The organism is Streptomyces sp. CA-288835, assembly GCF_050936385.1.
Taxonomy (GTDB): domain Bacteria; phylum Actinomycetota; class Actinomycetes; order Streptomycetales; family Streptomycetaceae; genus Streptomyces.
Genome location: NZ_JBNJMW010000001.1, coordinates 6,681,185 through 6,706,940 on the forward strand (window position 1 = coordinate 6,681,185; position 25,756 = coordinate 6,706,940).

22 protein-coding genes and 1 pseudogene are annotated in these 25,756 nt (G+C 68.1%); 15 read left to right on the forward strand and 8 right to left on the reverse strand.

Annotation, left to right across the window (positions count from 1 at the left end; translation table 11 throughout):
* The first annotated feature begins 222 nt into the window (after positions 1 to 222).
* The gene (locus tag ACQEVY_RS30490; RefSeq protein WP_432952579.1) at positions 223 to 963 is read left to right on the forward strand and encodes a polysaccharide pyruvyl transferase family protein; all 741 of its coding nucleotides are present in this window, start codon (positions 223 to 225) and stop codon (positions 961 to 963) included.
* An 82-nt stretch (positions 964 to 1,045) separates the two neighbouring features.
* On the forward strand, positions 1,046 to 2,140 hold the full coding sequence (locus ACQEVY_RS30495; protein ID WP_432952580.1) for an acyltransferase family protein: 1,095 nt from the start codon (positions 1,046 to 1,048) through the stop codon (positions 2,138 to 2,140).
* A gap of 169 nt (positions 2,141 to 2,309) precedes the next feature.
* On the opposite strand, the gene ACQEVY_RS30500 is transcribed toward ACQEVY_RS30495, so the two are convergent.
* The 7 genes from ACQEVY_RS30500 to ACQEVY_RS30530 form a co-directional block, all read right to left on the reverse strand.
* A complete protein-coding gene (locus ACQEVY_RS30500; protein ID WP_432952581.1) occupies positions 2,310 to 3,617 on the reverse strand; it encodes a lipopolysaccharide biosynthesis protein in 1,308 nt (435 codons plus the stop codon).
* Positions 3,614 to 5,011 carry a hypothetical protein gene (locus tag ACQEVY_RS30505; protein WP_432952582.1) on the reverse strand — a complete coding sequence of 466 codons (1,398 nt, stop codon included), beginning with the start codon at positions 5,009 to 5,011 and terminating at the stop codon, positions 3,614 to 3,616. Before ACQEVY_RS30505 ends, ACQEVY_RS30500 begins: the two co-directional genes overlap by 4 nt.
* Positions 5,008 to 5,997, reverse strand: a complete 990-nt coding sequence (locus tag ACQEVY_RS30510) for a glycosyltransferase (protein WP_432952583.1) — start codon at positions 5,995 to 5,997, stop codon at positions 5,008 to 5,010. The genes ACQEVY_RS30505 and ACQEVY_RS30510 overlap by 4 nt, the downstream gene beginning before the upstream one ends.
* 3 nt (positions 5,998 to 6,000) lie before the next feature.
* Positions 6,001 to 7,062, reverse strand: coding sequence for a glycosyltransferase (locus ACQEVY_RS30515; protein ID WP_432952584.1), 1,062 nt, complete (start codon positions 7,060 to 7,062; stop codon positions 6,001 to 6,003).
* A gap of 11 nt (positions 7,063 to 7,073) precedes the next feature.
* Positions 7,074 to 8,246: a glycosyltransferase family 4 protein gene (locus ACQEVY_RS30520; RefSeq protein WP_432952585.1), complete on the reverse strand. Its 1,173-nt coding sequence runs from the start codon at positions 8,244 to 8,246 to the stop codon at positions 7,074 to 7,076.
* A 43-nt stretch (positions 8,247 to 8,289) separates the two neighbouring features.
* The gene (wecB, locus tag ACQEVY_RS30525) at positions 8,290 to 9,480 is read right to left on the reverse strand and encodes a non-hydrolyzing UDP-N-acetylglucosamine 2-epimerase (protein ID WP_432952586.1); all 1,191 of its coding nucleotides are present in this window, start codon (positions 9,478 to 9,480) and stop codon (positions 8,290 to 8,292) included.
* Between the two features lie 536 nt (positions 9,481 to 10,016).
* Positions 10,017 to 10,496: a hypothetical protein gene (locus tag ACQEVY_RS30530; protein WP_432952587.1), complete on the reverse strand. Its 480-nt coding sequence runs from the start codon at positions 10,494 to 10,496 to the stop codon at positions 10,017 to 10,019.
* 480 nt (positions 10,497 to 10,976) lie between these two features.
* On the opposite strand from ACQEVY_RS30530, the gene ACQEVY_RS30535 reads away from it, so the two are divergent.
* From ACQEVY_RS30535 to rfbD, 5 genes and pseudogenes are all read left to right on the forward strand, one after another.
* A complete protein-coding gene (locus tag ACQEVY_RS30535; RefSeq protein WP_432952588.1) occupies positions 10,977 to 11,390 on the forward strand; it encodes an SUMF1/EgtB/PvdO family nonheme iron enzyme in 414 nt (137 codons plus the stop codon).
* A 194-nt stretch (positions 11,391 to 11,584) separates the two neighbouring features.
* Positions 11,585 to 12,219, forward strand: a pseudogene (locus ACQEVY_RS30540) (sulfotransferase family protein).
* A 305-nt stretch (positions 12,220 to 12,524) separates the two neighbouring features.
* A complete protein-coding gene (locus ACQEVY_RS30545; RefSeq protein WP_432952589.1) occupies positions 12,525 to 13,592 on the forward strand; it encodes a glucose-1-phosphate thymidylyltransferase in 1,068 nt (355 codons plus the stop codon).
* Entirely contained in the window at positions 13,589 to 14,584 is a 996-nt protein-coding gene (gene rfbB / locus ACQEVY_RS30550; protein ID WP_432952590.1) for a dTDP-glucose 4,6-dehydratase, read from the forward strand. Before ACQEVY_RS30545 ends, rfbB begins: the two co-directional genes overlap by 4 nt.
* 8 nt (positions 14,585 to 14,592) lie before the next feature.
* Complete coding sequence (gene rfbD, locus ACQEVY_RS30555) at positions 14,593 to 15,456, forward strand: dTDP-4-dehydrorhamnose reductase (RefSeq protein ID WP_432955477.1); 864 nt, start codon at positions 14,593 to 14,595, stop codon at positions 15,454 to 15,456.
* Here rfbD and rfbC read toward each other — a convergent pair.
* A complete protein-coding gene (gene rfbC, locus ACQEVY_RS30560) occupies positions 15,437 to 16,066 on the reverse strand; it encodes a dTDP-4-dehydrorhamnose 3,5-epimerase (protein ID WP_432952591.1) in 630 nt (209 codons plus the stop codon). The genes rfbD and rfbC overlap by 20 nt on opposite strands.
* 407 nt (positions 16,067 to 16,473) lie before the next feature.
* On the opposite strand from rfbC, the gene ACQEVY_RS30565 reads away from it, so the two are divergent.
* The 8 genes from ACQEVY_RS30565 (at position 16,474) to ACQEVY_RS30600 (ending at position 25,700) form a co-directional block, all read left to right on the forward strand.
* Positions 16,474 to 17,328 carry a hypothetical protein gene (locus ACQEVY_RS30565; protein WP_432952592.1) on the forward strand — a complete coding sequence of 285 codons (855 nt, stop codon included), beginning with the start codon at positions 16,474 to 16,476 and terminating at the stop codon, positions 17,326 to 17,328.
* 346 nt (positions 17,329 to 17,674) lie between these two features.
* Positions 17,675 to 18,214 carry a low molecular weight phosphatase family protein gene (locus tag ACQEVY_RS30570; protein WP_432952593.1) on the forward strand — a complete coding sequence of 180 codons (540 nt, stop codon included), beginning with the start codon at positions 17,675 to 17,677 and terminating at the stop codon, positions 18,212 to 18,214.
* Between the two features lie 448 nt (positions 18,215 to 18,662).
* A complete protein-coding gene (locus ACQEVY_RS30575) occupies positions 18,663 to 20,204 on the forward strand; it encodes a polysaccharide biosynthesis tyrosine autokinase (RefSeq protein WP_432952594.1) in 1,542 nt (513 codons plus the stop codon).
* Positions 20,205 to 20,209: 5 nt separating this feature from the next.
* Positions 20,210 to 21,034, forward strand: coding sequence for a glutaminyl-peptide cyclotransferase (locus ACQEVY_RS30580; RefSeq protein WP_432952595.1), 825 nt, complete (start codon positions 20,210 to 20,212; stop codon positions 21,032 to 21,034).
* 414 nt (positions 21,035 to 21,448) lie between these two features.
* The gene (locus tag ACQEVY_RS30585) at positions 21,449 to 21,616 is read left to right on the forward strand and encodes a hypothetical protein (protein WP_432952596.1); all 168 of its coding nucleotides are present in this window, start codon (positions 21,449 to 21,451) and stop codon (positions 21,614 to 21,616) included.
* Between the two features lie 285 nt (positions 21,617 to 21,901).
* Positions 21,902 to 24,091 (forward strand): BREX system ATP-binding domain-containing protein, encoded by a 2,190-nt coding sequence (locus ACQEVY_RS30590; RefSeq protein ID WP_432952597.1) that lies wholly within the window; start codon positions 21,902 to 21,904, stop codon positions 24,089 to 24,091.
* A gap of 308 nt (positions 24,092 to 24,399) precedes the next feature.
* Positions 24,400 to 25,464, forward strand: a complete 1,065-nt coding sequence (locus ACQEVY_RS30595; protein ID WP_432952598.1) for a sugar-binding transcriptional regulator — start codon at positions 24,400 to 24,402, stop codon at positions 25,462 to 25,464.
* A 77-nt stretch (positions 25,465 to 25,541) separates the two neighbouring features.
* Positions 25,542 to 25,700, forward strand: coding sequence for a hypothetical protein (locus ACQEVY_RS30600; protein WP_432952599.1), 159 nt, complete (start codon positions 25,542 to 25,544; stop codon positions 25,698 to 25,700).
* The last annotated feature ends 56 nt before the right edge of the window (positions 25,701 to 25,756 follow it).

Here is a 25,756-nt window from a genome sequence, read left to right on the forward strand (position 1 = left end):
GCGGCTGCGTTGCTAGTTGCCCTTCATGGGCAGGAAGGCTCCCTGATCGTGATCACGACTCCCCCTTCGATTCCGCTCTTCTGGTGGAGGCCAATGACTGGAACTCGCCGCCAGAAGGTCCTTACCCTCTGTCACCTCTGGACGCGTCGGAACGATGGGCGTCTGCTACCGCCTTGGGCGCTTCGTAACTTCGGTGATGAACTGGCCCCTTCAATTCTTCGCATGGAGCTGGGCGAAACGACCGCGGTGAAGCACGCGGATGCCCCAGCAGCGGAGGTTTTCACATTGGGTTCAGTTCTCCAGAGGGCAGCCCTAGAGGCACGTGATGGAACCGCCGTAATCGGATCAGGTCTACCTCAACTCGACCCCTCCTTGCTGGATCGGGTTCGACGCGGAGTGCGCCGCCTCAATCTGCTAGCCGTTCGCGGACCTGAAACGCGAAAAATCCTAAAACTACCTCAAACTACAACTCTAGGGGATCCGGCTCTGCTGCTCGAAGGGCGCCTTGCGCCAAGCGAAAGGAGAAGTGGTGGCGTAGTGGTGGCGCACTACAGCGTTAGGAGAAATGCGCGAACAATCGACAAATTGGAATCTCACGCGCAAAGATTGAACGCCCGCGTCGTGTACACCTCGGATCCGCTTGACGACGTGCTCCCGGCCATTGGACGTGCGGAGTGGGTCCTGACCAGCAGCTTGCACGGACTGGTGGTAGCGGATGTAGTGAAAACACCAGCGATGCCTCTGGCTCGGTACGCAAACAACTCGAGTGATTTCCGATTCTACGATTATGGTGGGTCCGTCGGCCGCGACGTTCAGGCGACGCTTCTTCAACGCGTGACCAGCGCCGACGTTCTCGACGCCTCGTCCTGGCCGAGACCTGACGCCATCCGCGTTCGGGACGTCGCTGATCAACTCCGGTCTGTGACTGCGTCTTGGTTCGCGGAAAGGCGCGGCAGTTCCTGAGTCGCTCGGCTCAACAGCTCATTTGGAGTAGCAACGTGGCGACTTACCGGTAAATTCCCGGCGGACTTTGTATCATCCCTGAGTGAAACGACTCGAACTGCTCGACTACGCGAGGCTTCTCGCCGCGCTGTGCGTACTGTGTTTCCATTACTTGTACAACGGGATCGAGAACGGCAAGGTCACATCAATCGACCACATCCCGGGTATTTCAGAATGGGCCATGTACGGATACCTGGGCGTTCCTTTCTTCTTCATGATCAGCGGGTATGTGATCTTTTTCTCTGTGCAGGGCAGGACTGCGGCAGAATTCGCAGTGTCCCGAGCAGTTCGTCTTTTCCCGGCATTCTGGGCAGCCGTCCTCCTCACCTCCCTCGTCGCACTGTTCTGGGGGGAGCAGAGCTTAGGAACATCGGTCCAGCCGGCTCAAGTACTCGCCAATCTCACTATGGTGCCCCGCCTGCTGGGTGAAAAATACGTCGACGGCGTCTACTGGAGCCTGGAGTACGAACTCGCCTTCTACTTGCTCGTTTTCGTCCTCCTGCTCCTGGGATGGCGGAACCATCTCGAGCGTGTCTTCCTCCTGTGGCCTTCCGTGATGCTGGTTGCTCTACTTGCAGACCTTCCGAAACTACTGTTCCTCGGAGGTCAGTTCACCTTCTTCGCTGCCGGCGCGGCATTCGCAGTCCTGAAACGGCGTGCCTCGATTGCCTCTTTGATGGCAGTCGCGGTCAGCGCTGTCCTCTGCATCGAAACGGTCCTCGCGACACTGCCGAGTCCGCCTGCCAATGACGCCATCCAATACTCGAGGCAGGTGATCACGATGGTGATCGTTTCCTTCTTCGCGTTCTTTTTCTTCCTGAACTCAGAGAAAGGAGCCTCGCTGCACCTTCCGGGTTCACGCCTGGCTGGAAACCTGAGCTACCCGATCTATCTCCTGCACGCCCATATCGGTTACATGGCGATCTCCCGGTTCGCGACCAACGAGAATCGAATCGTGACCTACCTCGGTGTACTCGTTGCCGTGCTCTTCGCGGCATGGACCCTCCATCGAGTGGTGGAGGTACAGTGCGGCCCGCTTTGGCGAATTCTCTTTACCAAGTCGGTAGGCAAAATGGTCGCCACCGTACGGCCTGATGGGGCGCAGAGCACCCTCGCGGTCGGCGATCGGACACGCTAGTACGGCGTAACAGGCTAGGCCCTCGGGCTGTTGAGGGAAATCTCTCGCGTCTCAACTCGCCTACCGGGAGCCTCGTTGGGGCCTGTCGTCACGCACCCGACCTACCGCACGCACGGCCGAGGCCGGGTCGAGGCATTGGCTCGCGTCGACGCGCCGGACCGGGCCGGCCTCAAGCCATGATCGCGACCCCCACACCGACCAGCACGCACGCGGCGACCGAAGCCCGCAGCGGCGTGGAGAGCACGATGCGGATGCCGTCCCGCCTGAGGCGCAGGACGCTGACCAGGGCCCGGGTGGACAGACCAGCGGAGACGGCCAGTCCTCCTGCCGCCAGCCCCAGCGACCCGCTGGCCAGCATGACGACTGCCACCGCGACACACGCGCCGACGCAGGTCCCGATGGACACCGTGCCACCCTTGCCGCTCCGCAGGGCCATTTCGGCCTGCAGATCTCCGACACACTGGAGGGTGACCGCCGGTACCAGTGCGGCGACGGCCAGCGCGATCGAGCGAACAGGGTACGACGACGGCAGCAGGATGGGCAGGAGGTGCAGTGCCGAGACGCCGGCGATGGCGGCAAGTGCCACAGACATCCAGGCAAGCCGCTGACCATACCTCAGCGTCTCCCGGTGGAACGCCTCATCGTCCTGACACCGTTGCGCGCAGGTCGACCAGTAACCGTGCAGAATGAGCACGGCCGTGATCGGAAACCCACCAAGCATGGCCGCGAACTGGAAGTATCCGGCCGCCGAATAACCCTGCGTCATCGCCACGAGGACGCGTACCCCCTGCACCAGCGTGAGGATCAGAACCAGGTGCGGCATCAGCGGCACCGAAAAGCGCAGCGCCCTGGCCAACATGGACCGGTCGTCCCGGCGGGTCGCGACGCGGCCGGTCGCCACCCGGCCGGCGTGGGTGGCTGACCTTGCGGCGTCGCGGCTGACCGCGACCATGGGTAGGACCATCGCGGCCGCGAACACGAGCATCGCGGTGTTGACCGAGCCGGTCCGTACCAGCGCCAGCGCCGCCGCCGTCGGCGCCACGGTCTGGCTGCCCAGCGTCAAAACGGCGAAGCTCCGGCCCCGGTCCAGGCCGCGCATGAGCGCGACCAGCACGAGGCCGGCCGCGGCGCAGAGCACGGCCAGGATCGCGCTGCCCGCCGTCGGCCAGAGCGGCAGCAGCACCAGGGCGAGGCCGGCTGCCGGCCCGATCACGGTCCGTATCGACGCTGCCGCGACCCGCACCGCCTGATGACGGACCCGCGGGTCGGGATGGGCCGCGTGCCGCACCACGTAGACGTGCAGCCCGGCCGCGGCGGCCGGGCTGAGCAGGCCGACCACGGTGAGCTGGGTGGCCAGCCGCCCCAGGAGGTCCGGGGCGGCATGGCGGGCCAGGACCGGCCACAGGACCAGTGTGTTGAGTCCGAGGCTCACCACACCGGTGCAGTAGGGCACGAGTCGGGGCAGGCCCCCGCTCATGACTCACGCGGTTCTGGGCCGTGTGGGCAAACCCGCGCGGCTGCCTGGTACGGGCCGACCGGGCACAGCTCAGGTCCCGATCCCGATCCTGGCCGCGGCGTGCTGCGTGCCGGCAACGGCAACCGGCGCCGGCGGCGCGTGTCGTTCATCTCCAGTGTCCGCACCAGGGTGACGACGACGAGGTAGGGAATGGCCAGCAGCGCCAGCGCGCAGCCGTAATTCACTGCCAAGTACGCGCCGCCGCCGTTGAGCAGGAACGTCCGCGCCGCCAGGATGTAGGTGATGCACACCAGGCCGACGGGCACCCTGCGAGTTGCTGCGATCTGGTCGCAACAGCGCTGCCAGGCGTAGCCGAGGGCCCCAGCGACCACCACGGCGAGCACCGCCCCGACGCTGTTGATCAGGTACGCCGCGCCGCCAGCCGTGACCGGCACCAGGAAGGAGTCGCCGGTCAGCGGGGTCCCGGTGACGTATGAGGAGACGATCTTGTCGTAGGCGAACGTGGGGCCGTTGCCCAACCCGAGGTAGTGTGCGGCGAAGTAGCGCAGGTCGTGGCCGAACGCGGGGTCGCCCTGGGTGGCCGTCCGGCCCAGCACCAGGGAGTACCACGCGGGACTCGCCGCATCGATGGTGAGCCGGTCGAGCACGTAGCCGAGCGATGCGCCGCCGGAGCGGGCCAGGGTCTGGTACTGGTTTCCGATCCAGGTGCCGTAGCCCATCGTCAGCGCCAGCAGCGGCAGACCGGCGATGACGGTCGCGGGCCGCACGCGGCCGCGCCGGAGCAGCACGACGGTGAAGAGAACGACCAGTACCTCGACCAGGCCGCCCTTGAAGCCGAGTGCCAGCCGGGACAGCACGAACACCGCCCAGACCATGCCGGTGACCCACCCTGGCAGGCGGGCGTACTTCACTCCGCACAGTGTGGCCAGGATCGGCAGGCCGAACAGCACGCCGCGACTCGGCAGACCGAACAGTCCGGACGCTCCGAGGTTGAAGCGCTCGATCTCAGGGTTCCCGCTCAGCGCGGGAATGCCCACAATGCTGAAGTGGGTCACAGTCAGGCCGCAGACGAGCAACGCTGACACGGCCAGCCCGATCTGCTGCGAACCCCACAGCGCCGCCGGATGGACCCGCGCATGTCCGGATCTCGGCACTACCCTGGCCTCGCCGCCGCGCCAGCCCACGGCGAGCACGCCGACAGTGAACGCCGGGGCCGTGGCGTACACCGCCCAGCTGTGCGGAGGGGGACCGAGCCGCGCGCAGACCATCTCGAAGCCGACCAGGATCGGGGCCATGGACAGCACCAGGAGGAACGCCGGGCTGATCCGCCGCTGGCCGCCGGCCAGCGCCCCGAGACAGGCCAGCAGGACCGCTGCCGACACGAACCCGGTCATGGCCGGACCGCGCGCAATCCGGCGACCAGACCTCGCAGGCTGGCGCCGGCCGCCGGTCGCGACGAGGCCAGCAGCCGCAGGCTCCAGCCGAGCCGGGCCACCGTCCAGCACACGGACGTGCCAGGGCCGATCGTGCGTGCGACAACGGCCGCTGACCGGGCGGCGTGATAGGCCTCCAGCGGGCTGCGCACGCTCCCGCCGCCCCGCGTCGTGGAGTGGCGTTGATGGGCGCCGACGACCCGGGGGATCAGCCGCAACTGCCGTCCGGCTTCCCGCAGCCGCAGGGTCACCAGCACCTCGTCGTAGTAGAGGAACAGGTCGCCGGGGAATCCGCCGATCCGGTCCAGCGATGCCCGCTCGAACAGGGCGCACGCGCCCGAGTACGTGAAGACGCCCCGGCCCGCGGTCCTGGCGCCCGCGGGTGCCGCGTCAGGGGCCGGCGGGTCGGTCAACCTCCTGGTCCGGCCGGTACGCAGGGAGACCCATCCGCCGGCACAGTCAACCTTGCGCTCCGACGGTGTCCCGTCGCCCGGCACCGCTGCCGGAGTCTTCACCAGTACACCGGACACGACCCCGGTATCGGCTACGTGAACCCGCAACATGTCCGTCACCGCACCGGGCAGCAGTACACAGTCCGGATTCAGGACCAGGTGGTACGGTTCGTCGCAATACGCTAGGGCGAGATTGTTGCCGCGACAGTAGCCGCCGTTCTCGGCGCTCCAGACCACGACACACGTCGTGCCGCCAGACCGCCACGAAAGCACCTGGCGCACGGGGTACGCCCCGGCCCCGGTCTGGCGGCCGGACCGGCGTTCTGACCCCGCCGGGGCGAGCGACGTCCAGCACCGCCAGTGTTCCGGCCGCTGCGAGTTTTCGACGACCACGATCGTGGTCGGCGGGGATACCTGCCGCAGCGTCGAACGGAAGGCCCCGTGCGCCAGGTCGAAGGACCCGTAGGAGACGATTCCGACGCTGTACGAGGTCATCGGTCAAAATCCCTTCGTCAACAGCGCGTCGACCTCGCGCGCACGGGCGCACCAGGTGTTGCTGGCGACGAACGCCCGCCGGGCTGACCGGTCGCCGGGCGTGTCATCGACGTCGGCCCGCACCGCCGCCAACGCCTGCGGGACGGATCGGTAGTAGCTGAGAAAGGGCTCCGCCGGCCGGAGCACGGGCAGCGGAGGCGCGAGGATCGGGCGATCCAGCGCGACATACTCGTAGAGCTTCACCGGATCGACCGATTCGGCGAAATCGTCAGACCGGAACGGCAGAAGCAGCACGTGCGGCCAGGTCCTGGCGATCTCCAGCAACGCGAGCTGTGGCATCGCGCCCGACACGCACGGTCCTACCTCCGGCGGCAGCGCGGTCCTGACTGGGCCGATGAGCTTCAGGTGGACGGCCGGCGCGGTGGCAAGGGCCGCGAGCAGCGCCATGTCCAGCCATGGTCCGATCGTGCCGAAGAAGAGCACTCGGACCGGGCCGTCTGCGGCATCCGGCCTGGCGCCGGACGCCGTCAGCGCTGGCCAGGCAAAATCAGACCGGCACGCGTTCCGAACGAGTGACAAGCCTGCCGCGGCGGGATATCGCCTGCTCAGTTCGTCCGCGATACGCGGGGACGAGGCGATTGTCGTGTTCGCCCGCGCGGCCAGCCGCGTTTCGAGGCTCCTGACGTAGCGATGGTCCGCGCCGGCCATGTCCGGGGCCAAGTCCATGCAGTCATACACCACCGGCACGCCGGTGAGTTTCCGGACCAGCGGCTCCAGCCGAGGATGAGTGACCCAGACGACGTCCGGCCGCAGCGCCCGAGCGGTACGGCCGAGCCGGCGCACCATTGCGGCGTCACCTCGCCGTACCACCGGCCGCGACCAGCGGGGCAGGCAGCCGAGTGCGGTAGGCACGACCGGCAGCTCGATCCCAGGGTCCTGGTCGACCAAGCCGGACCGTCGCCACGCCCGGAGATGGAAAACGCGGAGGTCGTGGCCGAGCCGGCTGAGCTCGGTGGCCAGGAAATGCGGCCGCTGCGGGATCCAGTTCCAGTCGACGTGCTGCAAGTAGAGGATTCTCACGCCGTGGCCTCCAGATAGACGCGCTCCACGGACTCGGCGACCGACGCCCACGAGAACTGCTTCTCGATCCTGGCCGCGATCTTCACGGCTCGCTCGCCGTCCCAGCGGTACTCCGGCCGGAAGAACGTCGACAGTCCGCCGAGCAGCGCGTCCGGGTCGCCCGGCCTCACCAGCGTCAGGCAGTCGCCGCAGGCGTCGCCAAGGTCGAGCAGGCCGCCGACACGGGTGCCGAGGACAGGCACGCCGCAGCCAAGCGACTCGATCGCGCTCAGGCTGGTGGCCTCCTTGAGGGACGGGACGACGGTGAGGTCCGTGACCTGGTAGAGCGCCGGCATGTCCGCGGTGGCGACGGCCCCAAGCGTGCGGACCTCGACCGCGGCCCCGGCCAGAGCCCGCCCCACCGCCTTCTGGTACGCCGCGTACCGGTCGTTGCCGCTCCCGGCGAACAGTACGGTGGCCGTCCGGCCTGACGGCACCCAGCGGCGCACCGCGTGGGCGAAGTGCAGAACGCCCTTGGTGGGCGCCCACCGTCTCGGCACGAGAACGACGAACTGGTCCGGGTCCAGGCCGAACCCGACGCGCAGCGAGGCCCGGAGCGCTGCGCTGACCGGACGGAAGCGCGCCGGATCGTAACCGTTGGAGATGAACCGCATCGGGGGCCAGCAGGCGTCCTGGCGGGCCAGCTCGCTCGACGGGCCGATGCCGAGCCGGTACGGCGCCGTCAGCAGCCGGGTCACCGTGCGCCCCGCGGGGTACCGGGCCAGGGCGAGGAACTCGCCGAGATGGTTCGTCCAAACCAGCGCGGCCGGCAGCCGGCGGCGCAGCCACAGGGCCATCGGCAGGGCCTCGCACAGGTCGTGGAAGTGCACCACGTCGGGGGCGGTGTCGACAATCTGGTCGGCCTGCCTGGCGGCGTGGAAGCCGTTGACGATCCGGCGAGCGACCTCGGTCACGGGCGACCGCTGGTACGGCGAAGGCAACTGGCCCGGCCGCAGAACGACCAGCGGTACATCCGTCGGCGGTTGCAGCCGGGCCGCGCCGGGGCTGGTCCGGAACACCATCGGGTCATGGCCACGCAACCGCAACTGGCGGGATACCTCGTAGACGTGCGACTCGATGCCGCCCACCCCGGCGTCGAGATAGGCGGCGGTCACCATCGCGATCCTCATCCTCGCTCCGTTTCTGGTGGCATGGCCCGCAACCACCGACGCATCACAGACAAGGCCCCAGTTGGCTCACCGGCTCGGGGACGAAGTCCGGCAACCGCTCGCCGCCGCCCGTCAGCGCGTCGATCGCGGCGACGCACCGTAGCGCCGCGTTGCCGTCGCCGTACGGGTTGACGCTGCGCGCCATCCGGCCGTACCGCTCCTCGTCCTCGACGAGCTCGCTGACGCACTGGATGATCGAGCCCGCCCTGGTACCGGCCAGGACGGCCGTTCCCGCGTTGACCGCCTCCCGCCGCTCGGTGGTGTCCCTGAGCACGACGACCGGCACGCCGAGCGACGGCGCCTCCTCCTGGACGCCGCCCGAGTCGGTCATGACGATCGTGCTCGCCGCCATCAGCCGGCAGAAGTCCGGGTAACACAGCGGCTCGACGGTGTGGAGGTTGGGCCGCTTCGCGAGGTGGGTTCGGGCGGTTCCGCGCACCAGCGGATTCGGATGCAGCGGGATGACGAACCGGTGGTCAGGGTACCTGCGCGCCAGTGCACTGACCGCCTCGAAGATCTCCTCCATCGGCGCCCCCCACGACTCCCGGCGATGGGTGGTGACCGTGACGATTCCGGGCCGACGGACGCCAGCGATCGCGCCGTCGAGGATCTCCGCCAGCCAGCGATCCTGGAGCGGCGGAGAGATCCGCATCACCTCCTGGAGTGCGTCGATCACTGTGTTGCCGGTTACCACGACACGGGTGGCGGCCACCCCCTCGCCGACCAGATTCTGCTTCGCCGCGGCGGTGGGCGCGAGATGGAGGTCGGTGAGCCAGCCGAGCAGCGAGCGGTTCATCTCCTCCGGAAATGGAGCGCGCCGGCTGCCCGTACGCAGCCCCGCCTCCAGATGCACCAGCGGGACGTTGGCGTAGAAGGCGGCCATGCCTGCCGCGAACGCGCTGGTGGTGTCCCCCTGAACCAGGACGAGTTCTGGCTGTGCCTCCGCAATCGCGGTGGAGGCTCGCTCGACCATCCTTGCGGTCATCGACGCGAGCGGCTGTCCCGGCTCGAAAGCACGCAGGTCCAGGTCTGCCCCGACCTGCAACGTCCGGTGGACCTGCTCGACCAGGTGTGGATGCTGACCGGTCACCGCCACAACCGGTTCATGGCGGCCGCTGTCGCGCAACGACTTCACTACGGGAGCGACTTTCACGGCCTCGGGCCGGGTGCCATAGATCGCCAAGACACGTGCCATAGCGTGCGGAGCCACCTTTCGATACGACACCAAGCCTGGGCCGGAGCCACACGTCCTTTTCGGGAGCGCCGGCTTGGACGCCGTCGCGGCTGGAATTTGCAAGAGAACTGCGTTGACGAACGGCTAGGCGGCCACCAGCGTAGGAGGATGTCCACTGGCACAGGTGCCGCCAGCCGCCGAGCATTCCTGATTACCTTCCGCAGTGCTGTGCTCTACGGCGTGATGAGCGTAGGTCAGGTAGGCATTATTTCCGGCTGGAAGAACGGAATAGCCGCCGGTACCACACGATTTGGTGCCGTCCGAACGGCGCATTCCAACATTTGCCCTGCTGAAGCTCAGGGCGGCCGCGCAGACCGCCGCACGAGCGTCGGCGGTCGCAGGAAATAACCGAATCCTCGGCCCTCGCGGGACCGGGCCGGAAGACCGCGACGGCGTGTCAGGGCAGCCTCAACAGCGGCGAATACCGTACGCGACAGGCACAATCCGAGTGATGTCACACAGGCCCACTCGGCATGAACCGCAGACGTTGTGGTACCTCAGACCCAGGTGCCACGTGCCCCAGCCACGACGAAGCCGGGGCCGAAAGCCACAACAATCCCGCCGCTGCCCGCCTCTGGCGGCGTGCTCTGGAAGCGCCGCAGGATGTCAAATACGGCGTTTCCGCCTAGATTGCCGTTCTCGGACAGCGAGGCGACCGAATGCGCGACGTCTTCGTCTCGCAGGCCGAGCCCTTGGGCGACCTCCTTGATGATGCGTGGCCCTCCCGGATGCACCACACCGAATGACGGGCGCCAGACGCCCAACCACTGCAGGATCGCTGACAGGGCATCTCGAGCTGCGGTAGTCGCCTTCTTGGGGGACGTGAAGTGCAGTCCGCGAGCGTCGATCTGACCCCAGTACCGGTCCCTTGACCGCGGCAGCAAGTATTCGAAAGTCGTAGATGGGGGGGCGCCCTCGGGCCGGGCCGCGCTGGCGGGAGCAGTTCGCGGTCCTGTTACCGCAAGATGATCCGGCACCGCCGATCGCCTTGGGACGACTGATCGCCGTCAATGCTCTGTTGCTGGCCCGCGCGCTGGGCCGACAAGGCCGGGACGTCATCACGGTCGTGCCGTACGAGAGGACGTCACCAACCGCGCCGCGACCCTAGCTCGCATCGCTGAACGTCTGGAACTCCCGCTGGCTGCCAACGCTCCATCCTGGACATGCCCAGCGGCCACCAACCGCGTTGCTACCGACTTCGCCACCACCAGCCACAAGAGCAAGTAAACGGTCTCGTCGCCGAACTGGACGCTCACACGGCAGAGTTGGTACGCGAGCACACGACCGCGATGCTGGTTGCCGCCGAGGCAGCACTCGGCCCTGGGATCACTGCGACCGCAGCCGGGTGGCTGGAGGGCGACCACCTGTATGAACCGCGCCAACCGGAACCCCGCCGACGCGCGCCCGCGCGCCCTCCAAACACAGCCCCTCGCTTGCCGAAACCGGTGTACCGCCCCATGGGACGAACATCGTGGCGCACCCTGCTGATCACCAACGCGGAGATGGCTGATCTGCTCACACTGCTTCACGCGGCCGGGATGCCCAACGCGCACCATGGGGCACACCTGTTCGTGTTTCCCATGCCGCACGAACGCGGTGGCCGTCTGCGGTATGACGCCAAGAGCCGTCGCTGGCAGGTCAGCCCCGGCCACGAATCCCATCCAGCCTACGGGGTTACGTGGGTCGGGGCCGCCGCCATGGCCGCCTGGCAGGGCACCCGACTGCCTACTCGCGCCGAGGCACTTGAAGCGTGTGCGGACGTACCGCCCACCAACTGCGATTACGCCGTGGGTGACGCCCGCCCGGTCGTCGAGCACGACCCCGCTCCCGGCCAGGTGCACCTGGTGGGCAACCTCCAGCAGGCGTCGTAGCCCGATCGCGGACCAGTCACGGTCAGCCACCACCGAAAATGCGACAGAACCACTTTTCACCGTCGCCAACAGGCACACCGCTGTCCTCAATGAAAAAGACCCATGGCCTCGTAGTCTGCCGCCAGGAGTTTCAGGACTGTGTTCTCTCCGCGAGCGAGATTGCGGTCCCCCCCAACCCCCACGGAGGTATCCGGATGAAGGTCATCGGTGTCGGCTTCGGCCGGACGGGGACGCTCTCGGTCAAGGCCGCGCTGGAATTGATCGGGCTGGGTCCTGCTACCACATGGTCACGGCCTTCGAACGGCCAGATCACCTGCGGTTCTGGAACGCCGCGCATGAGGGAGAGGAGCCCGACTGGGATGCCGTCTTTGAAGGCTTCCAGTCCACCGTGGACTGGCCCGCCTGCGACTTCTGGGAGGCACTGGCCCGCTGTTATCCCGAGGCCAAGGTGCTTCTGACGGTTCGGGATCCTGAGCGGTGGTACGAAAGGTTACGCGAGACCCTGGCTCCCTTGTGGTCGGCAGACAGCCTTCCACCGGCTGCCGTCCCGGGGGTCCCGGAGTACCTCAAACTCGTGCGCCGTATCGCCCTGGACACCTTCGATGGACGACTCGACGACAAGGCGCACGTGATCTCAGTGTTCGAGGAGCACAACCGGGTCGTTCGCGCGAAAATTCCGAAGGATCGGCTCCTCATCTACGAAGTGCGCGAGGGATGGCAGACCCTGTGCGACTTCCTGGGCGTTCCAGTCCCCAGGTACACCGAATTCCCTCACGTCAATGACCGGGCGAATTTCCAGGCCATGATGCGCAGTCACTTCACCAAGTGAGTCGGCTTCAAGGAATTCCGGGCCAACGCTGACTGCCGCGACCAGAGCCAGGCAGGCCCCGAGCGTTCTCGGATGACGAGAGGTCGCGCTTCTGATTGGCCCAGGAGCCCTCCTCAGGTGGACGTGGCTTCGCCCACTGCCCTCGTCATCGAAGGTGACTCATTGCCCGTGCGCGTGTGGAGAAGCCCCAGCACCAGGTGCCATGCCCCGTCGAGAGCGGCCGTGGGCAGCAGCGTGATCAGTCCCGCCCCGGGCGTCCCGGATCCCATCGTCCACCACCCCAATGAAGCATGCGGAGCAGTCTCGTGAAAGCACTCGTACTCGCCGGAGGTTCAGGAACCCGGCTACGCCCCATCACCCACACCTCCGCCAAGCAACTCGTCCCGGTGGCCAACAAACCCGTGCTCTTCTACGGGCTCGAGTCCATCGCCGCAGCCGGGATCAGGGAGGTGGGAATCGTCGTCGGCCACTCGGCCGAGGAAATCCAGTCGGCCGTCGGAGCCGGCGACGCGTTCGGCCTCGACACCACCTACATCCGCCAGGAAGCACCCCTCGGGCTCGCCCATGCGGTTCTCGTCTCCCGGGATTTTCTCCAGGACGAGGACTTCGTGATGTACCTCGGCGACAACTTCATCGTGGGCGGTATCACAGGCTTGGTCGACGAATTCCGCCGTGCCCGCCCGGACGCCGGGATCCTGCTCACCCGGGTCGCCGATCCGAGCGCCTTCGGTGTCGCCGAACTCGGTACGACCGGCCGGGTCTGCCGCCTTGAGGAGAAGCCGGAGCAGCCGCGATCCGATCTGGCGCTGGTCGGCGTCTATCTCTTCTCTCCGGCCGTTCACCGGGCAGTACGCGCCATCAAGCCGTCCCAGCGTGGGGAGTTGGAGATCACTCACGCTCTCCAGTGGCTGATCGACGAGGGGTACGAAGTCCGCTCCACCGTCATCGACGGCTACTGGAAGGACACCGGCAACGTCTCCGACATGCTGGAAGTGAACCGCACGGTGCTGGAAAGCCTCGAGCCTGCCGTGCGGGGCAGCGTGGATACGGCCTCCCAGATCATCGGCCGGGTCCGCATCGAGGAAGGCGCCCGGGTCACCGGATCCCGGATCGTGGGCCCCGCGATCGTCGGCGCCGGAACCGTCATCACTCACTCCTACGTCGGGCCGTACACCTCCATCGCCGCTGGCTGCCGTCTGCTCGACAGCGAGATCGAGTACTCGATCGTGCTCAGCGGCTCGGCCATCCAGGGCGTACGCCGCGTGGAGGCCTCTCTGATCGGCCGCAACGTCGATGTCACCCCCGCCCCGGCGGTCCCCGCAGCTCACCGTCTCGTACTTGGCGACCACAGCAAGGTGCAGATCTCCGCATGACGTACGTCACCACTCGCATCCTCGTCACGGGCGGCGCCGGTTTCATCGGCTCGCACTATGTCCGCACGCTGCTCGGCCCACAGGGCCCCGGTGGTCTTGCTGTCACCGTCCTGGACCAGCTCACCTACGCCGGAAATCCGGCCAACCTGGACCCGGTACGTGGCCATTCCGGCTTCTCCTTCGTGCGCGGCGACATCTGCGACCGAGAACTCGTCGGCAAACTCGTCTCCGAGCACGACGAGGTGGTGCACTTCGCCGCCGAGTCCCATGTCGACCGCTCCATCCAGAGTGCCGACACGTTCGTCCGCACCAACATCTTGGGCACCCAGACGCTGCTGGACGCAGCGGTGCGCCACCGGCTGCGCACCTTCGTCCACATCTCCACCGACGAGGTGTACGGCTCGCTCGACAAAGGCTCCTGGCCGGAGACCGACCCACTGCGCCCCAACTCCCCCTACGCGGCGTCCAAGGCGGCCTCTGACCTGCTTGCCCTGGCCTGCCATCGCACCCACGGTCTGGACGTGCGGGTGACCCGCTGCTCGAACAACTACGGGCCTTACCAGTTCCCGGAGAAGGTGATCCCGCTGTTCGTCACCAACCTCCTCGACGGCCTGCCCGTCCCCCTCTACGGCGACGGGTTGAACGTCCGCGACTGGCTGCACATCGACGACCACATCCGGGGAATCGAACTCGTCCGCACGGGTGGCCGCCCCGGCGAGGTGTACAACATCGGCGGCGGCGCTGAACTCACCAACCGCGACCTCACCAGGTTGCTTCTGGATGCCTGCGGGGCCGACTGGGATCGCGTGGAGCACGTTGAGGATCGCAAGGGCCACGATCGCCGCTACTCCCTGGACTGGGCCAAGATCCAGTCCGAGTTGGGCTACGCGCCTCGCAAGGACTTCATGGCGGGTCTGGCCGAGACCGTCCGCTGGTACCGCGAGCACCGTTCCTGGTGGGAGCCCGTCAAGCGGAAGGCGACGGCACGGTGACTCGCTGGATGGTGACCGGGGCCGGTGGACTACTGGGACAGGCCGTCGTCGCCCGGCTGCGCGGGTCAGATGTCATCGCCCTCGACAGGCGCGGGCTCGACATCACCGACCCTGGCTCCGTACGGGCCACCATGGCTGCCCACAGCCCGGATGTCGTCGTCAACTGCGCGGCGTGGACGGCCGTTGATGACGCCGAGACCCGTGAGGCTGAGGCCCTTCGGATCAACGGCCAGGGCCCGGCCCACCTTGCGGCCGACTGCGCCGCCACAGGCGCCCGGCTCATCCATGTCTCCACCGACTACGTGTTCGCAGGAGATGCTAGCCACCCCTACCCGGAGAACCACCCCACGGGGCCGCGCACAGCCTACGGCCGCACCAAACTGGCGGGCGAGCAGGCCGTGCTGACGGCCCTTCCGGAGAGTGGCTTCGTAGTCCGGACTGCCTGGCTGTATGGGGCAGGCGGCGCCAATTTCGTACGCACCATGATCCGGCTGGCTGACGAGCGCGACGTCCTGGACGTGGTCGACGACCAGTGGGGACAGCCCACGTGGACCACCGATCTGGCCGATCTGCTGGTACGGGTCGGTAACGCGGCGCTCGTTGGGCAGGCCGCCCCCGGCGTCTATCACGGCACCAGCACGGGCAGTGCCACCTGGCACGAGCTGGCCCAGGAGATCTTCCGGCTGCTGGGCACCGACCCGACCCGAGTCCGGCCCGTCGCCACTTCCGCGTTCCGTCGGCCCGCGCCTCGTCCGGGCTACAGCGTGCTGGGACACCAGCGCTGGTGTGAAGCCGGCCTGGCTCCGATCCGCCACTGGCGCGCGGGACTCGCCGAGGCGTTCCCGGCGCTGCTCAGCGCGGAGCGGAGGTGATCGATTCGGCAGACTGATCCTCACGCAGCCTGCCGTACCAGTCCAGGCACTCCCCGTACTCGGGCAGCAACCCCCTCTCCGCGGCCTCCCGGAGCGTGGGAGCCGCCGCGTCCTTCTCCGACAGCAGCGGCTCGATGTCCGTCGGCCAGTCGACGCCGAGTGCTGGGTCGAGCGGATGGATGCCGTGCTCGCGATCCGGGGTGTACGGCGCACTGCACAGGTAGACCACGGTGGCGTCGTCGGTCAGTGCCATGAAGGCGTGGCCGAGCCCCTCGGCGAGGTACACGGCTCTGTGGTGCCGTTCGCCCAGTTCCACGGCCTCCCACTGCCTGAAAGTGGGTGATCCCCGTCGAATGTCCACGACCACGTCTATGACCGAGCCGCGCACGCAGGTGACGTACTTCGCCTGCCCTGGCGGCACATCCGCGAAGTGCACACCACGGAGCGTGCCACGGACGGACACGGAGCAGTTCGCCTGCGCCACGCCGAGTGGATGACGCAGAGCCGCGGCGAATGCCGGCCCGGTGAACCACTCGTGGAAGGTTCCTCTGGGGTCCGAGAACACCCTCGGCTCCAGCACCCACGCTCCCTCAATGCCCAACGCACGCATTCCCGTACTCCTCAGCCGACCGCTATCCGTCTGAACGAGCGCCTCGGCGGCTGGTCACTGGCTCTCATCCACCGCACACCGCCGCGCACGATCTGACCAGGCGGTCATGTCCCTTCTCGTGCAACACCATTGCGTTGGAATCGCTCGTCGACCACACACCTGCCGTCCAATCGGCCCGTCTTCGCCAGGCGTATGCCCTGGGGGCACGGTCCGCCTGCGCCGACGTTTCGGTGAGTGACAAGGCGGGCGGCTGCGGATGCGCCCGAGAGGGCCATGGGACTGGGCCATTAGGTGGCTTCTGAGGCCTCCTGCGTTAATTGCGGAGTAAATCCTCATATATAGCAGAGTGTCAGTTCTTTTGATGATGCCGCCATCCGGACAGAGATCAGCTGGGAGATGGAAAAAGGATGATCAATTCATTGCCGTGGCGGGTGGCCTTGGCTGTCACTGCCGCCACCGTCGTTGCCGCCGTACCACTGGCGACCGCTCAGTCCGCGTACGCCGGTGCACCCACGAATGTCTACCAGCCCTACCCGCCGTCGTTGAGCGCTGCCACGGTGCCGGCAGGCGGGGTGATCTACTTCGTCGCAGAGGGATTCGAGGACTTCGAGACGGTCACTGCAACGCTCGCCCCGCAGTTCTCGCCCGCCCTCAGCGGAGCGACCCGCAGCGGGGGCGGCGGGGGCAAGTGCGAGGACCGGGACGCGACCTACGAGGCCAACAGGCGGGGCACTGTGTTCGGGTGCTTCCAGGTGCCCCAGGGCACCCCTCCCGGTCCTTACCTGTTCACGCTCACCGGCGATCGGTCGGGAAGCGTCTCCGCTCCCATCACCGTGACAGCGAAGAACGGGCATGGAAAGGGACACGGGCATGGGAAGGGAGACGGGAGGCCGAACGGAGGAGACAGGGCGAACACCGATGTGACCGGCGGCGCCGCGTTGAACCAGGCGGGGACGACACTCCCCCAGGGCATCGAAGGTCAGCCGGGGACCGTCAAGGTCTCGGGCAACGGAAAGACCCTCAGCCTGAGGACCAGCGCCGACGCGGAGCAGTCCCGCTCCATCGGGACGAATCAGACGACCGACCTGGCTCTGGCCGGCTACGACGAGGCCAGCCAAGACGTAAGCGGTGGCACGGGGCCCGCGGAGACCGGTTCGGGCGCGAACTGGGCGCTGGTGGGCGGGGCTGCTGGTCTCGCCGCGATCGCCACCAAGACGGTCACGGTCGTACGGCGCCGTCGTACTCGCACTGAAGAAGGCTGAGCCGGTCGCAGCATGCGAATGCCGCGCCTCGAAAACTACGTGCCACGCAACGCCGACAACCTGGTCCGATGGCTCCGCCGCCGTCGTGCCAGGTTGTTGGTGTGGTGATCTGGAGCTGCCTGCCGGTGTCGCCCGCACTCTGGTACTGCGCCTGGTGGAGAGCGCCTCGGACCGTCCCGTGTCGCTGTTGCGCCAGCCGCTGGTACGTCCGCTGCGGGCCACGGTGCGGCCGTACGGTCTGTGTGATGTCTGAGTTGAGATGAATGTTGGCGTCATGTCCCAGAGTTGTGGCTCATTTCCCTCCCCAGCGCCTGGCGTGTGCGTGCGCGGGTTTCGTGTACTCGTCGTGTGCACTGGCAACCTCTACCGCTCACCTCTTGCCGAGTGCCTTCTCCGGCAGCAACTGTCCGAGGGTCGGTGGGCGATTCGGCTGAGCAGTGCGGGCACCGAAGCCGTCCCGGGCATGCGGGTGGCGGACACGGTTGCGTCCTTCCTCCTTCGGCGTGGAGTGGATCCTTCCGGAAGGGTCTCGCGTCGACTGGCCGCCGAGATGGTCGAGTCCGCGGATCTGGTGCTGGGGGCCGCGACGGAGCATCGCGAGGCCGCCGTGCGGCTGTCTCCCGTACGGGCGTTGTCCCGCGCTTTCACCCTGCATGAGTTTGCCCGGCTGGTGCGGGCCGAGGACGCCGTGGGCGTGGCGGATCCGGCCGCACGGTTTGCGGCGCTCGTCCAGGGCGCGGCCGCTCGCCGTGGCGCCGCGCGGGCGCAAGCGGGTGACGACGACGTCAAAGACCCTCTCGGTGCGGATCCGCAGGAGATGCAGCAATGCCTTGTGCGGATCGAGGAGGTGGTGGAGCGGATCGCCGCGGCCGTACGGACCGGGTGAGGCACGTCTCGGTCAGCCGCGGCGATGCGGAGGACGTGGGGGCTCTACGGGGCGCGTTGCGGCGTGAACAGCGGCTGGTTCAAGGGCCCGGGACTCGGCTGCTGACCGGCTCGAGAAGGAGGAGCGCCAGCGTATGGCTGTGCTGTGCGGGCAGTTGCAGGTCCCGAAGTAGCCGAGGCCCGCCGGATCGGCAGGCCCAGCGGGTCCGTCGTGGATTGGCGGAGTGCTTCCAGCCCCCGCTGGGTGGTGAGCCCGAATGGGAGCGGTGGTCAGTGACGCTTCAGCCACCGGGCAGTCATGACCGCACCGCCGCCCAACAGACCAAACCCGGCCGCCCCGCCCAGCAGGATAGAGGAGTTGTGGATTTGACGGGTTTGGGGCTGTACGCTCTCTTCGCTTTCGTGAACTATCGCATCTCCGACAAAATGCCTCAATTGGGACGGATACCTTGGATCTGCCCGACTACCTTCGCGTCCTCGCCCGCCGCTGGCGCGCCGTCGTGGTGCTGGGGCTGCTGGGGACGGTGATCGGAGCGCTCGCCGCCCTCGCCGTCACTCCGCAGTACCGGGCCACTTCAACCCTCTTCGTGTCGCTGCAGGACTCGAACGACACGGTCCAACTCAACAACGGCAACACCTTTGCCCAGGCACGCGTCCGCTCCTACGCGGAAGTGGTGGTGAGCCCCAGGGTGACCGAGCCGGTCGTTCAGGGTCTGCGCCTGAAGATGACGCCCTCTCAGCTCGCCGAGAAAATCACCACAGAAATCCCCCTCGATACCGTCCTGCTCAAAATCACCGTCACGGACACCAAGCCGTCTCAGGCTGCTCGCCTCAGCAACGCGCTCGCCGACCGCTTCGCCCATGTCATCGCCGACATCGAACGGCCCGAGGAGGCTGCGCCATCACCGGTGCGGTTGAGTATTACCAAGCCGGCAGTCAAGCCGTCCGCGCCCTCCTCCCCGAACCTCCCGGTCAATGTCGCGCTGGGACTCGCGGCGGGACTGGTACTGGGCACCGGCCTGGCGTTCGCACGGGAGTCGCTGGACACTTCGCTGCGCGGCCGCGACGACCTGACGCAGTGTCTTGCCCAGGCCGGCGGGCCGGCCCTGCTGGGAAGCGTTACTTACGACGCGCGCGCGTCCAAGTGCCCTGTAGCCACCGACGACGACGCCTTCGGGCGGCGCGCGGAGGACTTTCGGCGGCTGCGCACCAGTCTCCAATTCGTAGACATCGATCACCCGCCCAAGATCATCGCCGTCACCAGTGCCTTGCCGGGTGAAGGCAAGACAAGTATTTCGGTGAACTTGGCCGCCATGCTCTCCGAGGCCGGTTCCTCGGTGTGCCTGGTGGACGCCGACCTGCGGCGCCCCAACGTGGCGAGCACCCTTCGCCTGGTCCAGGACGCGGGACTCACCACCGTCATGATCGGCCAGGCGGCGCCCGAGCAAGTGATGCAGTCGACGGGCGCCTTCTCGGTACTCACCAGCGGAGCCCTTCCTCCCAACCCCGCGGAGATGCTCGGCTCGGAGCAGTTCCGGGCGGTGCTGCGCTCGCTCGCCGACAAGTTCGACCACGTCGTCGTCGACACCGCGCCGGTGCTTCCGGTGGCGGACACGACCGCGATGGCCCCGGCAGTGGACGGCTACCTGGTGGTGGCTCGCTGCGCGAAGACCAGCCGCAGCCAGGTTGCCGACGCGATTCACACCCTGCAGCGAGTTGGTGCCACCATGCTCGGCGGCATCCTCAACATGGCCTCCACGAAGGGCGACAAGGAGCACTACTCGTACGAGTACTCGTACCGCCCAGCGAACGCCTCACGACGTTGGGGCCGGTTCTGGGGCCGCCGTCGGCCCGCGCCGATCGGTGGCCTGCCCGGACCGTCAAAGCCGGCAGCACCCCCTGTCCACACGCGTCCGGTCACCGTGGCCAGCACATCCAACGGCCAGCCCGGTCCGGTGACACTCCAGGACGAACACCCACGCTCAGAGTGAAGGGCATGCGACTCAGGCTCGTGATCTCTGTTGCGGCCGTCTTGCTGACCGGCGGTGTGCTGGCCCACTTCTGGCAGGCGAGGTATGGGGCGGTGTCCCCCGTCGTGGACGAGCACCGACAGGCTGCGGGAGAACCCGAACGGTTGCGGGTACAGGTCCTCGAAACCCTCCCTCACGATTCCAAGGCCTTCACCCAGGGCCTGGAAGCTGCCGACGGCATGCTCTACGAGGGCACAGGCCTTCCGGGCCAGTCGTCCCTCCGTGCCGGGCCGGTCGGCAAGGCCCCTGCCGTCCGCGTCGAGTTGCCGGCTCCGTTGTTCGGGGAGGGCGTCACCGTCCTGGGCCGGACGCTGTGGCAGCTCACGTGGCGGAACGGCATCGCGATCGAACGTGATGCCCAAACGCTGGCCGAGGTGCGCCGCGTCCGCTACGAAGACGAGGGCTGGGGAGTGTGCTACCAGCGGGACCGCAGGCGGCTGGTGACGAGCGACGGCTCCTCCCGGCTCGCCTTCCGGGACCCGAAGACGCTGTCGAAAACGGGTGAGGTGGCCGTCACCTCTCGCGGGCATGCCGTGCCACGGCTGAACGAGTTGGAGTGCGTCGGCGACACCGTGTACGCAAATGTGTGGCCGTCCCACCGGATCGTACGCATCGACGTCGACACCGGCAGGGTGACCGGCGAGATCTCGGTGCCGCCCCTGCTGAGTGCGGAGGAGGAGCGTCAAGCACATGTGCTCAACGGCATCGCCGCCGTGTCCGGCACCGACCAGTTCCTGCTCACCGGCAAGTGGTGGCCCAAGATGTTCCGCGTCGTATTCGTCGCCGGATGACAGAGGGCAACGTCGGTACGTGGGGCGAACCGTTTTGCCTGATCGGCGACTACGGCACCGGTAAGTCCCACCTCGGACTTCGCGGTGGTCCGGGAAGGAGGGCCGGTGCTCTGCGGTTGGATCGAGCCGCAGTGCGCCGTTTCGCCGCCTGGCCCTCTCGGTTCCTGATCCCGAGGACGTCCTCCGTGCCCTGCAGCCCCACGCCCCCCGAGGTCGCCGCGATGAGTGCTTGTTACACGTGACCTCGGCATGCGCGTTGCTCCGTTCGGCCCCACACTGAGGGAGACCCGGCTGTTGCAGGAGGTGACTGCGGGTGCCCAGCAGACGCGCGGCTTGAGGGGCGGCGTTCTCGTGAGCGCATCGGGGAGAACCATCCGGCCGCGGAGCCCGATCACACTTCCCTCGGGAGGCTCCGTGATCTTGATAGCCCTGCTCCTACCGGTCTTCATGATGCTGCTGATGCTCGCGATGGAGGCTTTCGAGGACTTCCTGTTCCGCCGCCCTGACGAGCCCCAGCCCCCTCGACATCTCCCCGGCCACGCTGAGCGGTCCGCTCGGACGCGGTCCGCCGAGGGGCGCTGAAGCCGGGCGGCCAGGCCGTGGTCACCTGCACTCGCCGGTCGGCTGAGTCGTACCGCAGCTGTGGTCTCACGTGTCACTCTGGGACCTCCTGTTCCTCCTTTGTCTCCTGTGCGCCATGTGTTGATTACCTGACACGCGTGAACTACCCGGAGTGATGACGTGCAGCGGCGAGCTCGGGCTGTCGTCCCGGGAGCTGCGGGAACTGTGAGGGCTTGGTTCGTGGGAGTTTCTGAGGGTCAAGGGTCTGTTGGCGAGCTGGCTTTCCGGGTGCTGGGGCCGCTTGAGGTGAGCGGCGCCGGTGGGCCCCTCGATCTCGGTCCTCCGCAGCGGCGTGTTCTGTTGCTGCGTCTGTTACTGGAGGCCGGTCGGCCGGTGGGTTCCGAGCGGCTGCGGGAGGACCTGTGGGAGGGCAGGCCGCCGTCTTCGGCCATGTCGTCCGTACATGCGCATATCAGCAAGCTGCGGTCGGTGCTGGACGACGGGAGCCGGCCGGGACGCTCTTCGCGGATTCTGGTGAGCACGTCGGCGGGGTACGCGCTGGCCGTCTCGCCGGAGGCGCGGGACACGGTCGAGTTCGAGCGGGCCGCGGGACAGGGCAGCCGTCTCGAGGGGCAGGGGCGGTGGGCGCGGGCGCGCCGTGTGGCGGAGAACGCGCTGCAGTTGTGGCGGGGGCACCCGTACGCCGAGGCGCGGGGTCTGTCCTTTGCCCGCGGAGAGTCGGATCGGCTCATCGAGCTGCACTGGTCGGTTCAGGAGCTGCGGGCCCGGATGCTGCTCGCGGAGGGACAGCCGCGGGAAGCGGTGGTCGCCGCCGACGGGCTGGTCAGCCGTGACCCCTTGCGGGAGACGTCATGGGTGATCCTGCTGAGGGCCCTGTACGCCGCGGGGCGCGGTGCGGAGGCTCTGCGCCGATACGAGACGGTGCGGCGCACTCTGGCCGAGGCGCTGGGAACTGATCCCGGTCCGGAGTTGAGGCGGATTCACCTGGCGATTCTGCGCCATGAGGTGGACGTATCGCCGGTCGGACGTCAGACGGCTGTGGTGGCGGGGGGATCCGGGGACCTCCGGGGGGCCGGGGAGACCGGGGAGTCCCGAGGGGACGGCGATGAGGTGGACCAGCTGGACGAGCCCTGGGCGGCGGCGGACGGGCGCGGGCGGGGCCACGGGCCGGATGAGCTGCCGCTCGTGGGGCGGGACACGGAACTGGCCCGGCTTCTGAAGCTGCTGCCGGATGCGCGGGCGGGCCGTACCGGATGGGCCGTGGTGTGCGGTCAGGCCGGGTCGGGCAAGACGCGGCTGGTCCAGGAACTGGCCGAGCGGGCGCGCAGGGAGGGGTTCGCGGTGGTGCAGGACCGGTTTCCCAAGCGGGTCAGGGCCGGTGCGGGCGCGTCGGACGGTGGCCAAGTCCTGCGCTTATTACAGGCGTTACGGTACGGGGCCGGGCGGCCGGATGACGGAGGCCCCGTTCCCGTCGCGGGACCGGGACAAGGAGCGGGGGACGCACCGGCGGAAGACGGACCACTGGCTGGCCGTCCGGCCTTGTGCCTGGTCGAGGACGCGCAGGGCGCATCGGCCGCTGTCGTCAATGCACTGGCCGACTGCGCGGAGACACTGCACGGCGCCCAGGTCGCCGTGGTCTGCACGATGCCAGCCGCACCGGACCCGGTGACCGACGAACTTCGTGCCGCGCTGGCCCGCGGCGCGGCGGAACACCTCGAACTGCGTCCCCTGGACCTCAGGGATATCGAAGAACTGCTGCGAGGCCGGCACCAGGACGCCAAGGCGGCCGTGGCCACGGACGAGGCGGGCATTGCTGTGGCGACCGTGGCCACGGGCCAGGCGGGCGTCGTTGCGGCGACCGCGACCCCGGACGAGGCGGGCATCGTTGCGGAGACCGCCGCCACGGGCCAGGTGGACTTCGTTGAGGCGACCGCGGCCACCGGCCGGACACCAGCGCACTCCGGCGAGTCTCTGGACGACACGGCCACGGCCGCCGCGGAGCTGCACGCGTTGACCGGCGGCAACCCCTTCCTCCTCACCGAGATGTTGCGGCTGCCGCGGGACCAACGCAGCGGACCCGGGCGGCGGTTGCCCGCCGCCGTTGCCTCGGTGATGCGCGTACGCCTCGCTGCCCTCGACGCGGACAGCCGCGGTGTGCTGGAGATGGCCGCTGTCATCGGCGACCGTATCGACGTCCCGCTGCTGGCCCGCGCCTGCGCCCTGCCGGCCAGTCAGGTCCTGCGGGCTCTCGACACCGCCGTGGAGGCCGACATCGTTGTCTGGACACCCGCCGTCACCCGGTCCGTACCCCCCGACTACGCCTTCTCCTGCGGCCTGATCCGCGCAGCCCTGCTCGCCGCGCCTCTTCCCTCACGGCAGGACGGACTGCGCGCGGCAGCGGCACGCGCGCTCGCGGCCGAAGAGGGCCCGTACGCCTCGGACTTCGCGCGCGCCCGGGTCCGGAGGATTGCCTGAAGTCACGGCGAGTGCCCGGGCACGCCGTCGCCTGGCCGGCCGACAAGCCGACGACAAGGTTTGGTCAAGTCCCGTCCCGTTGACTGCCGTTCGGCACACGTGCCACGCGCGGGAGACACGAGACGCCGGCCGCGGGCCTCGCGATTTTCTGCCGTACGGAGTGAACCGGCATGACCATCCTTGGCGTGTCAACAGATACAAGAGAGCTCAACTGATGCTGGAGGAACGGCAGTTGCTCACGGATTGCCAGCAGACGACGTGTTAGCCACGGACGGTACCCGCGGGGCCGGGGCGGCTTGGACCGGCTGATGCGACCTCAGCGAGACGCCATGGGCGGACACGGCGAGACGGTGGCTCCCCCCGCGACGATCGACAAACTCCTCGCCGCTTCCGTCGCCAGACGCTTCTACCTCGAGCACCAGTCGAAGGTGGACATCGCCAAGGAATTCAACATCAGCCGCTTCAAGGTGGCTCGCCTGCTCGACGCGGCCGTGGCCCACGACATCGTACGGATCGACATCACCGTTCCGGCCGAGATCGATGCCCCACTCGGGCAGGCGCTGACCGAGCGGTTCGGGCTCCGGCACGCCATCGTTGTCAACCTGACCCGAAGCGAGGGCAGCGCGGTGTCCTCGGCGGACCAGCGCCAGGTCAGCCGCTGGCTCGGCACCGCGGCGGCCCAGCTGATCTCGGAGATCGCCGAGGAGGGCGACGTACTCGGTCTTGACGGAAGCCGTTCGGTGGACGCGCTCAGCGAGGCGCTCACGCGGCTGCCGCTGTGCGACGTCGTTCAGCTGACCGGAGTGCACGGGCAGGACCTGGCCAATGACGCGGCGGTCGCGGCGGTCCTCCGTACCGCCGGGGCGGGCGGCGGCCGGGCCTTTCCCCTCTACACCCCGTTCCTGCTGCCGAACGCGGCGACGGCTGCCATCCTCAGAAGCCAGCCGGCCATCGCCGAGACGCTGAACCGGTTCGGGCGGGTCACCAAGGCCGTCGTCGGTATCGGCGCGTGGGACGCCACGCTCTCGGCGGTGTACGACGCCCTGACCGAGCCGGAGCGCGAAAAGTACCGGGCGTCGGGAGCGTGCGCCGATATGGCCGGCCACGTCTTCGACGGGGCTGGCCAGGTGATTCCCACGGAGCTGAACGCGCGCATGATCTCCATGAGCGTCGCCGAACTCCGCGCCGTTCCGGAGCTGATCGGCGTCGCGGGTGGCGGACGGAGCACCGAGGCGATCCGTGCCGTGCTGAAGTCCGGTCTCCTCACCGGTGTGGTCACGGACGCGACGACCGCGCGCCGCCTCCTCTGGTCCGGCGGCCCGGACGACGCACCGCGGACGATCGACGCGTACGTGGCGGAACCGGCCACGTGAGCGCTGTGCGGCGTACTCCGGTGCTGCTTTCCAGCCGTGTGCGGGCTGCCGCCCCGAACCACCGAGTGAGGACAGCAATGAACCAGCAGGGCACCGACAACGCGGTGGTCGGGCGCGAGCCGACGGCAACAGCAACGGCAGTGGCAATGGCGGACAGGGGCGCGGGTGCCGGGAAGGTCGGCGTCGGGCTGCTGTTGTCCGAGGCCGTTGCTCCGGTTCGGGGGTCGGACGCGTGAGCCGTTGGTCATCTGTTGTGCCGCGGCGGGGCGGCAGGTCCGGTGCGGGACGTGGA